Annotated in this window: 9 protein-coding genes and 2 pseudogenes; 6 read left to right on the plus strand and 5 right to left on the minus strand. The window is 64.7% G+C overall.

Annotated elements, in window-relative coordinates; genetic code table 11:
- Positions 1-195: 195 nt before the first annotated feature.
- The 3 genes from ACLQI9_RS21965 to ACLQI9_RS21975 form a co-directional block, all read right to left on the minus strand.
- Positions 196-2976: an AMP-binding protein gene (locus ACLQI9_RS21965; protein WP_442392190.1), complete on the minus strand. Its 2781-nt coding sequence runs from the start codon at positions 2974-2976 to the stop codon at positions 196-198.
- The gene (locus ACLQI9_RS21970; RefSeq protein WP_442379843.1) at positions 2973-3260 is read right to left on the minus strand and encodes a hypothetical protein; all 288 of its coding nucleotides are present in this window, start codon (positions 3258-3260) and stop codon (positions 2973-2975) included. Before ACLQI9_RS21970 ends, ACLQI9_RS21965 begins: the two co-directional genes overlap by 4 nt.
- Before the next feature lie 300 nt (positions 3261-3560).
- Positions 3561-4544 carry a GNAT family N-acetyltransferase gene (locus ACLQI9_RS21975; RefSeq protein ID WP_442379845.1) on the minus strand — a complete coding sequence of 328 codons (984 nt, stop codon included), beginning with the start codon at positions 4542-4544 and terminating at the stop codon, positions 3561-3563.
- 346 nt (positions 4545-4890) lie between these two features.
- Between ACLQI9_RS21975 and ACLQI9_RS21980 the strand changes: the two genes are divergently transcribed.
- The 5 genes and pseudogenes from ACLQI9_RS21980 (at position 4891) to ACLQI9_RS22000 (ending at position 11362) form a co-directional block, all read left to right on the plus strand.
- Positions 4891-5154, plus strand: coding sequence for a hypothetical protein (locus ACLQI9_RS21980; RefSeq protein ID WP_442379846.1), 264 nt, complete (start codon positions 4891-4893; stop codon positions 5152-5154).
- Between the two features lie 198 nt (positions 5155-5352).
- Positions 5353-7194 carry an AMP-dependent synthetase/ligase gene (locus tag ACLQI9_RS21985; RefSeq protein WP_442379848.1) on the plus strand — a complete coding sequence of 614 codons (1842 nt, stop codon included), beginning with the start codon at positions 5353-5355 and terminating at the stop codon, positions 7192-7194.
- A gap of 139 nt (positions 7195-7333) precedes the next feature.
- Complete coding sequence (locus tag ACLQI9_RS21990) at positions 7334-8713, plus strand: nicotinate phosphoribosyltransferase (protein WP_442392191.1); 1380 nt, start codon at positions 7334-7336, stop codon at positions 8711-8713.
- Between the two features lie 107 nt (positions 8714-8820).
- Entirely contained in the window at positions 8821-9945 is a 1125-nt protein-coding gene (locus ACLQI9_RS21995; RefSeq protein ID WP_442379852.1) for an Rv2629 family ribosome hibernation factor, read from the plus strand.
- 107 nt (positions 9946-10052) lie between these two features.
- Positions 10053-11362: pseudogene (locus ACLQI9_RS22000) on the plus strand (phosphoribosyltransferase family protein).
- A 152-nt stretch (positions 11363-11514) separates the two neighbouring features.
- Here the strand turns inward: ACLQI9_RS22000 and ACLQI9_RS22005 are convergent.
- The gene (locus ACLQI9_RS22005; RefSeq protein WP_442379854.1) at positions 11515-11796 is read right to left on the minus strand and encodes a DUF1876 domain-containing protein; all 282 of its coding nucleotides are present in this window, start codon (positions 11794-11796) and stop codon (positions 11515-11517) included.
- A gap of 78 nt (positions 11797-11874) precedes the next feature.
- Positions 11875-12018: a hypothetical protein gene (locus tag ACLQI9_RS22010; RefSeq protein WP_442379856.1), complete on the minus strand. Its 144-nt coding sequence runs from the start codon at positions 12016-12018 to the stop codon at positions 11875-11877.
- 10 nt (positions 12019-12028) lie between these two features.
- Between ACLQI9_RS22010 and istB the strand changes: the two are divergent.
- Positions 12029-12774, plus strand: a pseudogene (gene istB, locus ACLQI9_RS22015) (IS21-like element helper ATPase IstB).
- Positions 12775-12870: the final 96 nt, after the last annotated feature.

Raw genomic sequence — 12870 nt, forward strand, 5'->3', positions numbered from 1 at the left:
GCGCGGCGCAAGAACGTCATCGACGCCGCCCTGGACTTAACCGAAGAGCTGGTCACCGGGCGGATCGAGTTCTTCCGCGGCGTGGTGCGAAGCGCGGGCCAGGCGGTAGGCGGCAAACACTCGTAACGGCTCAACGATCCAGGGCCGATGGTCAAACGGTTGCCCGAGCGGCACCGCCCGGCCATCGGTCATTAGTCATTCGACGTCCGGCTCCCCCGAAAGGCGCATGACGGCGTTCCGCGCGGCGTGCTGCAGTTCCACTGCCGCAGCCCAGTCGGCGCCCGACGGCCAAATCGGCTCACCAACCGCGATGTCGACGGCTCCCCGTCGCGGAAAGCGGTGCTCTGGCCGCAGGATTGTCCGCGTCCCGCGGATGGCCACGGGGACGGCGGGCACACCGGTTTCGGCGGCCACCACGAATGCGCCCATGTGGAAGGGCCGCAACCCGGGGGCGCGGGCCAGGCGGCCTTCGGGGAAGATGACGAGCGACTGTCCGGCTCGCACCAGGGCAGCCAGCCGGTCGGCGTCGGCCACGCCGTGCGCGCGCTGGTGGCGTTCGACGAACTGGTGGCCCAGCCGCCTGAGCACGAATCCGTTGAGTGCCTGACGCTCGAGCACTTCACCCGCGACTAAGTGGAACGACTGTGGCATCACCGCAGCCAGCACCGGCCCGTCGATCCAGCTGGCGTGGTTGGCCACCGCGATGGAGGTCCCTGCTGGGAGCTGGTCGAGGCCATGCACCGCAATCGGCGTACCGGTAAGGCGAGCCAGCAGCCGCATCGATCCCTGGGCCACCCGCCAGCGCCATTGCGGTCGCGGTAGCAACAGCAACAAGACGGCAACCGACAACCCAAGAACCGTATACACGACCCACGTATAGACGGCGAACGCCACAGCGCTCGCCGCGCGACCAGCTCGGCGCAGCGACGGCAGGGCGCCGCGGAGGCGAAGCCGGGCCAACTCCCACCACATCGCACGTGGCCGCACGCCGACCTTCCCGGCCTGGTAAATCTCCTGGCTAGCGGCCCGCCGGATCTTGCCGCTCGAGGTTTTCAGTACCGTGCGCGGCGGCGCCAAGACCACATCGTCGGGAGCCACCCCTAGCAGATCCACTGCGGTGGCGGCGATTTCGGAGCACAAAGCGGCGCGGGCGTCGTCTCGGGTCGCTCGGGTCTCGGCCATGACGACGAGTCGCTCGGGGCCCCCTGATGGGTCGGGAGAGGCGAATACCGCCACGCATCCCTTGCGGACACCTTTGAGGTTGCCGACCGCCTCTTCCAGTTCCGCCGGGTGGAGGTTACGGCCGGCCCGGATGATCAGGTCCTTGACCCGGCCGGTGACGTACAGGTCAGCGCCGGCCACATACCCCAGGTCGCCTGTGTCGAGCCAATCGTCGTGAAACAGTGCACGCGTCGCCAGCGCGTTGTTGAAATAGCCGGCGGTTGCCGACGGACCGCGGAACTCGATGCGACCTTCACGGCGATCACCCAACTCGTTGCCGGCGGCGTCGACGATCCGGATCTCGTGGCCTGGCAGTGGTTGGCCGCAGGCGACGAAACGGAGGTCGTCCGGCGCACCCGGTTCCGCCGGTTCGGCTCGCCCGGAACGCACGAATGCATCTCGGCGGATTCGGTCGACGAGCGGACCCCGGCCCAGCGGTGGGAACGTTAGACCCACCGCGGACTCGGCCAGCCCGTACACCGGCGTGATCGCTTCCCGCCGGAACCCATACGGAGCGAAGCGATTTGCGAACCGCTCGATCGTCGCGGGGCTCACCGGCTCGGCGCCGTTGTAGGCCAACCGCCACGAGCTCAGGTCGAGTCCTTGGATCTCATCGTCGCGGACCTTGGCGAGGCAAAGCTCGTAGGCGAAGTTCGGGCCAGCCGACATGGTCGCGCGGTTGGCGTGGATCGCCCAGAGCCATCGTGACGGGCGAATCAGGAACGCCTGGGGGCTCATCACCACCAGCGGGACACCGAAATACATGCACCCCAGCCACGCACCGATCAAACCCATGTCGTGATATAGCGGCAGCCAACTGACGAACGTGTCCGACCCGGACGCCGCCGCAGCCCGACCCATCACCCGGATGTTGGCGAGCAGGTTCCGGTGCGTGAGCGCGACCCCTTTGGGCTGCCCGGTGCTGCCCGAGGTGTATTGGACCAGCGCGAAGTCGTCGGCTCGCGGTCGCGGAAGCACGTCTTCGCCTGCGCCCGTGAGGGATTCGGGAACGACGACGTGCCGCAGGCTTTCGACGTTCGAGCGCAGCAGGTGGCCAAGGGTAACGGCCTCAGGCACGGTGACCAGCAGCGTGGCCCGGGCGTTCGCGAGGATGCCGGTCGTGCGGCGCAGATGGTCCGCCAGCTGGGACGGCCGGGCCGGCGGGTAGACGGGAACGGGTACGGCGCCGGCGAGGACCACACCGGCAAAGGTGACGAAATACGCCCGGCAGGTGGGCAACATGATGGCGACCGTCTCGCCCGGCATGACATCGTGCGCGATCAACCCGGCCGCTACCGCAGCCGCCTCCTGGTGCAGCGTGGCATAGCTCACGTCCACGGGGCCGCCAGCATCGTCGAGGATGCGGATGTGCGTTCGGTCCGGGGTCGCGCTGACATGCCAGCTGAGGACGTCGTTCAGGGTCAACGTCGTGTCTGGCGCCAGACCACCCGGCGCGGTGGCCGGAAGTGAAACCATGCCACGGTCCTCCCCCACGGCGGGCTGGCCGCGAGCGACGGCCGCTAACAGGTCGCGCGGCGTCTCCGCACTGGCCAAGATGTGGGGCGGCAGTGCCACCCCGAATTTATCCTGGACGCGCAGCAACAATTCCGCCAACTCAAGGCTGCCGATGCCCAGGTTGTCGAAAGTACTGTCAAGCGTCACCGAGGGCGGCGCGGCATGCGGGTGAACCTCGGCGACGAGGCCGCGCACCAGCGCCAGGATGGGAGGGGCGCAGTCTTGCTTGCCATAGGTCATGAAGCAGCCTGGGAGCCCTCGACCCGTTTGCGAATGCGTGCCGCGAATGCCGCGGCCCGATCGAGGTCGTGGTCATTAGGCCGTCCCCTGTTGATCCCGCCGACGAACCCGAATGGCCCAACCGTGTCGAACCCACGGCAAGAAAACGAACCGATCACCTCAAAGCCCTTCGATTCGAGCTGTTTCCGAACCGGCTTGTTGTAGCCCAACAGCGGAACCTCCCGGGCGCCGCTGGTGAAGAAAGTGAACGCCCGGATGTGGTCAACGGCTGGTAGGCGACACATCAAGTTCCGTAGCCTCGCGTCCACCGTCATGAAATAAATGCCGGACCCGAAGCCTACGAGGTCGTACTCGCCGAGCGTTTCGGGGTCGACTGACTGACCTCAGCATCAAACACCTCAGCCATCCGATCGGCGACGCGGCGAGTATTGCCGTGGGATTTCGAAACGCAGATGATGAGCGACTTCATTGCCCAACTCCTTTCCAGAACATGGCCCGAACGGATCCATGCTGCGTAGGCACCTCGCCATCCGGTAAGGGCGCAAAGGCACCAAGGCCCGGGGCATTGGTCACATTTGGCCGGGTCAATCGAACGCACGGATCACCTGACGGGCCACATGCTGGATCTGCAAGCGCGTGTCGTAATCGAGGGGTAGGTCATCGGCGGCCGGGATCTGCCCCGTCGTAGTGACCACCCCGGGTTCCTCCTGCTCCCAGCGGGCGTTCACCTTATCGCCCAACGCACGCGCGGGCGGATTGTCGGAAAGCACCCGGCCGTGAAACCGCTCGATGCCGTCGACGCGGGCAGCGACCGCCAGCGCACCGAGCAGCAGTGTCCCGATCCCGCGGCCCTGATAGGCGTCCGCCACGGTGAGCGCAACCTCTGCCGAGGCGAGGTCGTGTTCATCCCGGATGAAGCGTGCGTCGGCGACGACCGGACCGTCCACGCCGTCGGTAACGACCCAGACGAAATGGTCAACGTAATCAACCTCGAACAGGTAGGCCAGCCGCCCCTCAGTCGGAGCGCCACCCTGGTACCGCCGGTACAGAGTCTCCCGCGAGAATGAACCATTGCTCTTGAACCGCTCGGCATCACCGGGCAGGACCGGGCGCAGCAATAGCCCGGCACCGCCTTTGGCCGATACCGGGATCGGGGCGATGTATGCGGCCAACCGCTGCCGCGCGGTACGGACCATCCGATCGGCGACGACCGGAATGGCCAGCATGCACTCGAAAGCGCCGTCGTATCCGACATAGCCGCACACGTCATCTTTCGCGATCACCGTCGCCATTCTGGGTGCATTTCGCAGCAAAGCGATTTCACCGACAATCGTCCCTGGCGACAGCTCGGTCACCGCGATCTGCCCATCCGGGCCGACGTGCCTGATCTCGACTCGACCGGACGCGATGATCGAAAACGACACCGCTCGCTCACCCTGCCGCATCAGGACCTCGCCGGCGGCCGCATGCAGGGGCTCCAGACTGGCAGCCAATGCCGCCAGATCCTCAGCCGGGACATCGGCGAACACACGCAGCGCCGCCAACTCCTCGGTGCTAGCGGCACTCACGCCAGCCCGCTTGGCAGCCCGGCGCGAGTGCCTGATTCGCGCCGCTCCGGCGCCAACTGCCGACGGTGATCCGTTGATACAGCGGTCATCTCGCCAATTCCTGTATCGCAGTGCCCCAAAAGCCGGGTACCCCGCAATGCGCCGTCACCAGATGTACGGTACGCGACCGGCCCAGCCATCGCCTGGGCAGTAAGTGGGTAAGCGCAGCGACAAAAGACCCTGTCGGGCTGGGACTTCGGCAGGTCCGAAGCGAGACCAAAGCATTCCGGTAGTCGTGCTCTTGGCCTCTGTGTCTCGGCTAGCGGCAGTGGTCGGATGGACCGATAAGGCTAGCCGGGAGAAGACGATGAATTCAGCGATATGGCGGCATCATTGGCCACAGCGCAGGGGGACGACCACGATCTATCAGTTGACCGATCGGCTGCAGCACGGACATATGGCCCGTGTACCCGCTCACCAGATCACGGCCACGGTGTCCGCGTGGTTGGCGGAAGTGAGCGCCCACAGCCCGTTGGTTGACGACCTTGCACGCGCGGTGCGTGTAGGTGATTGGTCGGCAACCTATGCCCTAGGCGAGTGCTTATCCGTTGATGTAGCCGTTGCCAGTTGAATACGGAACCACGCCAGAAGAAGGGCGGCCCGACAGCCTGACGTTGCGCAGAACACCCGGCTTCGTCGGAAAGAAACGATTGCCGAACATCCGGATGACTTTGGTCTCTATTCCCGACCTGGAGAACCCAGCAGGATCGAAGGTGTGACCAGATCACCGCCCCACCGCTATTCAGTTCGGAATGAACGGATTAGCAACATGAACGCACCACTCGCCTCGCAAGAGAGGCCCGACTTTACCAAGATCGAGAATCGCGCGCCGTCGGTGGCACGGATGTTCCTCGACCGCGTCGCCGCGACCCCGCACGCGGAAGCCTTTCGGTATCCGCACGACGACGGCTGGGAGAGCGTGACCTGGCAGCAGGTCGGTGAGCGCGTGCGCCACATCGCCGCGGGGCTGATCTCACTGGGGATCGACCCGGAGGATCGGGTCGCGCTCGCATCTTCGACGCGCTACGAGTGGGTGCTCGTCGATTTCGCCATAATGTGCGCCGGCGCCGCGACCACCACCGTGTACCCGACGACTATGGGCGCCGATGTCGCGTACATCATCGCCAACTCAGGAAGCCGGGTCGTGGTCGCCGAGGATCAGACCCAGGTGGTCAAACTGCTCGAACATCGCACCGAACTGCCCGATGTGAGCAAGGTCGTGATCATCGACGGCAAGGGCGACGGCGACTGGGTGATCACCCTTTACGAGCTGGAGCAGTTGGGTAAGCAACTGCTCGCCGACTCGCCCAACACCATCGAGGAGCGGGTCGCAACCATCGGCCCCGACCAGCTCGCCAGCCTCATCTACACTTCCGGCACCACCGGGCGGCCGAAAGGCGTGCGACTGACCCACGGGGCATGGACGTACACCGCCGCGGCCATTGACGCGCTCAACATCCTCGGCCCCGACGACCTGAACTTCCTGTGGCTGCCACTGGCACACGCATTCGGCAAAGTGATGCTGGCACTGCCGCTGCAGCTCGGCTTCCCCACCGCGATCGACGGCCGCGTCGAGAGGATTGTCGATAACCTCGCGGCCCTGCGTCCCACCATCATGGGTGCCGCGCCGCGCATCTTCGAGAAGGCACATGCGCGCATCGAGGGGATGGTCGCCGAGCAGGGCAGGCTCACGAAAAAGATGTTCGACTTGGCAATTGGGATCGGCATGCGGGTGTCGGAAGCCCGGCAAGCCGGGAAGAAGCCTTCGTTAGCGTCATCGCTGGCCTACAAGGTGGCCGACCGGCTGGTGTTCTCCACTATCCGCGAGCGGTTCGGTGGGCGGATGCGGTTCTTCGTCTCCGCGGCCGCCGCTCTGGACCGTGACGTCGCGCAATGGTTCGACGCCGTCGGCATCATCGTGCTCGAGGGCTACGGGCTGACCGAGACCGCGGCCGCATCATTTATCAACCGCCCCAACGCATACAGATTCGGAACGGTCGGCTGGCCGTTCCCGGCCACCGAGGCAAAGATCGCCGACGACGGCGAGATCTTGCTGCGGGGACCTGGCGTGATGACCGCCTACCACGATCTGCCGGACGCCACCGCCGAGGCACTCGACGAGGACGGTTGGTTCCACACCGGCGACGTCGGGGAGATCGACGCCGACGGCTATCTGCGGATCACCGACCGCAAGAAGGACATGTTCAAGACCTCGCAAGGCAAGTACGTGGCGCCGTCGGCGATCGATGCGAAATTCAAGGGCCTCTGCCCGTATGTGAGCGAGCTTCTCGCCTACGGGGAGGCTAAGCCCTACTGCGTGGCGCTGGTCAGCCTCGACAACGAAGCGATCACCGACTGGGCCGGCAAGCATGGTCTGGAGGGCAATTCCTTCGCCGAGATAGCCCGCGATGGGAAAACACAGGAACTGATCGCCGGCTACATCGACGAGCTGAACCTGGAACTGAATCGCTGGGAGCAGATCAAGAGATTCACGATCATCGACCGCGAGCTCTCCATCGAGGCTGGCGATCTCACGCCGAGCATGAAGTTGCGTCGCAAGGTAGTCGTGGAGAAGTTTGCAGACCGCCTCTCGGCTCTCTACGAACAATGAGGAGCGTGCAGACCTGACAACGACCGATGCGCGTGGCTTAAAGCTCGGTAGCGAAAAGCTAAGCACGACAACATGAGTCCGTGCACCCATGAGATCCACCCCGTACGACCGAAACGAGAGGCAACGGATAACAGTCGCCATGACGCCCCGATATTTTCCTGCGCTGTTCACTGACCTTTATGAGGTCACCATGGCGCAGGCCTATATGGCTGAACACATGTCGGGAACGGCCGTGTTCGAGACCTTGTTTCGCAAAGTCCCCCAGGGCCGGTCCTATGTGATGGCTGCCGGCCTGTCAGACGTGCTCGACTTCCTCGAAACGTTTCAATTCCGGCGGGAGGACATTGCCTACTTGCGCGGATTGCGACTGTTTACCGAGGAATTCCTGCAGTCGCTCTCCGCAGTTCGCTTCACCGGAGACGTGTGGGCGGTGCCGGAAGGGACTGTGGTCTTTCCCAACGAGCCGATCGTGCAGGTGATCGCACCAATTCTGGAAGCCCAACTCGCCGAGACCTTCGTGGTGAACCAGATTCACCTGCAAAGCGTGATCGCGAGCAAGGCTGCCCGTGTGGTCGAAGCCGCCCGCGGACGAATGGTGGTGGATTTCGGAGCGCGGCGCGCACACGGCACCGACGCGGCGGTCAAGGTCGCGCGGGCCAGCTACCTCGCCGGCATAGCGGGCACATCGAACCTGCTTGCGGCCCGCGAGTACGGAATCCCCGCGTTCGGCACGATGGCTCACAGCTTCATTCAAGCCTTCGACAACGAGCTCGACGCATTTGACGCATTCGCCCGGCTCTATCCGGGCACAACCTTGCTCGTCGATACGTACGACACGCTGCGCGGTGTCGATCACGTCATCGAACTCGCCGAAAATCGGCGCGTCGCAGCAATCCGGCTCGATTCCGGGGACCTCGGTGCGCTGTCGAAGGCGGCACGCGCAAAGCTCGACGCGGCGGGTTTGAACCAGGTCAAGATCTTCGCTTCGTCCGGTCTCGACGAGTACCGAATCGCGGCGCTGATGGATGATGGCTGCCCCATCGATGCGTTCGCTGTGGGAACCAAACTCGCTGTGGCCCAAGACGCACCTGCGCTCGACATGGCGTACAAGCTGGTGGAGTACGACGGCGCCGGGCGGACCAAGTTCTCCAGCGGCAAGGTGATCTATCCGGGCCGCAAGCAGGTGGCACGCCAGCTCGACCACGGAGTCTTCGCTGGCGACACGATCGGCCAGCCCGACGAAGAGCTCGATGGCGAGCCGCTGCTGGTTCCTGTCATGAAGAACGGCTGGCGCCTTCCGCAATACGATCCCGGATTGCGGGCGTCACGAAACTGGGCGCGCCGGCAGATCGATCGGCTTCCGCCTCAGCTTCGTTCGTTGGAAGCTACCGGCTGGTCCTACCCCGTGGGTGTCAGCCCACGGATCGCACGGGAACTTGAAAGGCTACGCCACACCCAGCAATGCACGGCCGCGGCCGCCGCTGCGACTAAGTCGAGGCCCTCGGTGACCGGGACTTAAGACCCACATCGGGGGGCTAACGACTCTCGCGGCGCCACGTTCGCCCTTCATACGGTTGGCGAACAGCAGGCACAAGCGCAGGCGGCGCAACAGTGGAGAGGGATGGCATGCGATCAGAACGCCTCAGGTGGCTGGTAAAAGCAGAAGGTCCTTTTGCCTCGGTATATTTCGACGATTCACACGACACCGCAGACGCGGTCGAGCAACTCGAAGCGAAATGGCGCGATATCCGCAAGCATCTCGAGGACCGGGGCGCGGGCACGGAAATCATCGGCACGCTTGGGGAAGCCGTGCTCAACCATCGACCCGCCGTGGGTCGGCGCGGCCGCGCGGTGATCGCGACCAGCGATCAGGTGCTGGTCAACGAGCAACTGATCAGCCCGCCACCGGTCACGGTGGTTCGCCTATCGGATTACCCGTACATCGTGCCGTTGATCGACCTGGAGATGCGGCGACCGACCTATGTGTTTGCCGCGGTTGATCACACCGGCGCCGACGTCACGCTGTACCAGGGGGGCGCCGTCAGTTCCACCAGCATCGAGGGCGCTGGATACCCGGTGCACAAGCCGGTCACTGCCGGCTGGAACGGCTACGGCGACTTCCAGCACACGACCGAGGAAGCTATCCGCATGAACTGCCGCGCGGTCGCCGACCACCTGACGCGGCTGGTGGACGAAGCGGATCCCGAGGTGGTCTTCCTGTGTGGCGCGGTTCGTGCACGCACGGATGTGGTTGCCGAATTACCGGAGCGCGTGACCCGGCGGGTGTCACAACTACATGCCGAAGCGCGCAAGAGCGGTATCGATTCCGACGAGATCCGCCAGCTGACGGCCGCGGAGTTCGCTCGGCGCCACCGCATCGAAATGGCCGACATCGCTGATCGGTTTGAAGCCGAAATCGGGCGCGGCTCGGGGTTGGCGGCCGAAGGGGTCGCTGCCGTATGCGCGGCGCTGCGTGACGGCGACATCGACACGCTGATCGTCGGTGAGCTGGGCGACGCCACTGTGGTCACCGGCAAAGCACTTACCACGGTCGCGCCCGATGCCGACGTGCTGTCCGAACTCGGCGAACCGGTGGAACGCGTGGCAAGGGCCGATGAGGCGTTGCCGTTCGCCGCAATCGCGGTTGGCGCCTCATTGGTTCGAGCCGATGACCGGATCGCACCCGCGGACGGGGTCGGTGCGTTGCTGCGATACATCGCGACCGACAGACTTGCCAGACAACAATCCTAGAATCGGCGTCAATCGTGGCGATGCGTAGCGGTTTTCGGGAACTTCGTCGGTTGGTTAAAGGACTTGTGGCCATACCGGCGGGCCGTGACAGCATCCAGACTCGACTCATGATGCGGTTCGATGATCGTGCCGATGCCGGACGGCAATTGGCTTCGCGCATGGACTTTTTGCGCGATCAAGATGTAGTGGTGCTCGGTCTGCCGCGAGGCGGGGTCCCGGTGGCCTTCGAGGTCGCTAAGGCGCTGGGAGCCCCCTCGATGTGCTGCTGGTACGCAAGCTGGGGGTGCCCCTTCACCCGGAGTTAGCCTTCGGCGCCATCGGCGAAGGCGGTGTGCGGGTAATCAATCATTCCGTCGTGCGAGAGGCTCACCTCAGCGACGAGGAAATGACTGCGGTCGAACGCAAGGAGCGAGCCGAGCTGCTACGCCGGTCCGAACGCTTCCGCGCTGACCATGCCCGGAGTTCGCTGAAGGGGCGAACGGCGGTGATCATCGACGACGGCATCGCGACCGGAGCGACCGCGCAGGCTGCCTGCCAGGTGGCCCGAGCCGAGGGGGCCAGCAGGGTGGTGTTGGCGATTCCCATCGGGGCCGGCGACACCGCCAAACAGTTTGCCGAGTACGCGGACGAGGTGGTGTGCCTGGAAACGCCGGTGCCGTATTTCGCCGTTGGTCAGGGTTACCGCAACTTCGGGCAGACCTCAGACGACGAGGTGGTCGCGCTCCTCAAGCGCGCCCGCAGCGGTTTTCGTGCAGTCGCCAGCGCCGGCGCCGACGATCCGCCGCTGCGTGACGAGGAAATCCGGGTGACTGCTGGGCAGGCCTCGGTGGCTGGGCATTTGACCATTCCCGAGCACGCGACGGGGGTCGTCGTGTTCGCGCATGGCAGCGGAAGCAGCAGACACAGCCCGAGCAGCAGACACAGCCCGCGCAATCGATATGTCGCCGAGGTCCTCAACAACGCCGGGTTCGCCACTGTGCTTTTAGACCTGCTGACACCCGATGAAGAACGCAACCGCGCCAACGTCTTCGACATCGCATTGCTCGCCCGCCGATTGGTCGATGTCACGGGTTGGCTGGCCGGCCAACCCGACACCGCGTCATTGCCGGTCGGTTACTTCGGTGCCAGCACCGGTGCGGGCGCGGCCCTGGCTGCGGCCGCACATCCCGGTGTCAAAGTAGCGGCGGTGGTATCCCGCGGCGGGCATCCTGATCTCGCGCGCGAAGCACTGAGCGACGTGCACGCTCCGACCCTGTTGATAGTGGGTGGACGCGACGAGATGGCCCTTAAGCTCAACCGGCAGGCACAAGCGGCGATCCCTGCCGAGTGCGAGGTCGCCGTGGTCCCTGGCGCCACCCACCTTTTCCAGGAACCGGGCACGCTCGAGCAAGTGGCGGTGCTGGCGCGCGAGATCTAGCTGCCCATGCGTCGTTACCTCGACGTCGAGAACAGCTGGTGAATCGGGTCTCTGTCTCATGATTCGTTGCTACGCTCTCGCAAATCGTCGCCGTAGGGCCAAAGGTCATCGTGGCCGCGGTACACCGTCGCACATCCTTGCGCGGGCCTTGTTCAGTCGTGCAGACCCGTGACCGGCTCGTGAGTGCTGGCTTGAATATCGGTTGATGTCAAAGCGAACAGCTGATTCGCCAAATCGGACAACGCCCGGGCGATCGCAAGTTCGTCGCCGATCTGGGTCACCGGCTCGTCGGCCGGATCGAGTCGTGCCAAACCAACACCGACGAACTTCTTGCCTGCCCAGGACAGTCGCGCCTTTGCACGGGTGCGCTCTTCGTGCTCTTCGATCAGCACGTCGATTCGGCAAGTCTTGGTGCCGTCATCGTTGCCCGTCATCTGAGCCTCCTTGTCTTGCCAGCTGATCTGCTCGAATTAGCTGATAGTTATCTGTTACCGACGCTTTAGATGCGACCATCACCGGACCGGCGCGGAGTAGGGGCGGAAGTCGCGAGTCGCGAGGTCGTTCGTCTGCTGTACCGCGAGCCCAGGTTCGTCAGGTGTAATGGTGGGCAGGTTGGCGTGCATGAGCACGATCTGATTCGGCTGAAATGACTTCATCGTGCGGGCAATGTCAACGGTGAGTGCTATCCGGTTGCCCCCCGTGACCGCGGAGCTGGCGTATCTGACCCGGGCGCTGAAGGCGCCGACCCTGCGTGAGGCCATCGACCGGCTCGCCGAGCGTGCCCGCACCGAAACCTGGAGCTACGAGGAGTTCCTAGCGGCGTGTTTGCAGCGTGAGGTGTCCGCCCGGGAATCCCACGGCGGCGAAGGCCGCATCCGATCCGCCCGCTTCCCGTCTCGGAAGTCGTTGGAGGAGTTCGACTTCGACCACGCCCGGGGTCTCAAACGTGACACCATCGCACACTTGGGCACCCTGGACTTCGTGACCGCAAAGGACAACGTGGTATTCCTCGGTCCACCCGGAACCGGGAAAACACACTTGGCGATCGGGATCGCGATCCGCGCCTGCCAAGCCGGCCACCGGGTCCTGTTCGCCACCGCGTCGCAATGGGTCGATCGCCTGGCCGCCGCCCACCACGGCGGCACCCTACAAGCTGAACTCGTCCGTCTGGCCCGCTATCCGCTGCTGGTCGTCGACGAGGTGGGCTATATCCCGTTCGAGCCCGAAGCGGCCAACCTGTTTTTCCAGCTGGTGTCTTCCCGCTACGAACGGGCCAGTCTCATCGTCACCAGCAACAAACCCTTCGATGGGGCGAAGTGTTCGGCGACGACGTCGTAGCCGCAGCCATGATCGATCGCCTCGTGCACCACGCCGAGGTCATCGCCACCAGCGGAACGCAAAGCTGCAATTGACGGTGGTGCTGGCTCCGCTGGAAGCGGTTCCGGAGCTGTATCTGCATCCTGAACACCGTCGGCGGCGCTGGCGCCCGGCCCTGCGGACTGAGTTCG

Source organism: Mycobacterium sp. (genome assembly GCF_052143115.1).
Classification (GTDB): Bacteria; Actinomycetota; Actinomycetes; order Mycobacteriales; family Mycobacteriaceae; genus Mycobacterium.

Coding starts and splice junctions, on each gene's coding strand:
- ACLQI9_RS21990 (WP_442392191.1), top strand. CDS start 7,334: ATGACGCCCCGATATTTTCCTGCGCTGTTCACTGACCTTTATGAGGTC.
- ACLQI9_RS21965 (WP_442392190.1), bottom strand. CDS start 2,976: ATGACCTATGGCAAGCAAGACTGCGCCCCTCCCATCCTGGCGCTGGTG.
- ACLQI9_RS21970 (WP_442379843.1), bottom strand. CDS start 3,260: ATGTGTCGCCTACCAGCCGTTGACCACATCCGGGCGTTCACTTTCTTC.
- ACLQI9_RS21985 (WP_442379848.1), top strand. CDS start 5,353: ATGAACGCACCACTCGCCTCGCAAGAGAGGCCCGACTTTACCAAGATC.
- ACLQI9_RS21995 (WP_442379852.1), top strand. CDS start 8,821: ATGCGATCAGAACGCCTCAGGTGGCTGGTAAAAGCAGAAGGTCCTTTT.
- ACLQI9_RS21980 (WP_442379846.1), top strand. CDS start 4,891: ATGAATTCAGCGATATGGCGGCATCATTGGCCACAGCGCAGGGGGACG.
- ACLQI9_RS22005 (WP_442379854.1), bottom strand. CDS start 11,796: ATGACGGGCAACGATGACGGCACCAAGACTTGCCGAATCGACGTGCTG.
- ACLQI9_RS22010 (WP_442379856.1), bottom strand. CDS start 12,018: ATGAAGTCATTTCAGCCGAATCAGATCGTGCTCATGCACGCCAACCTG.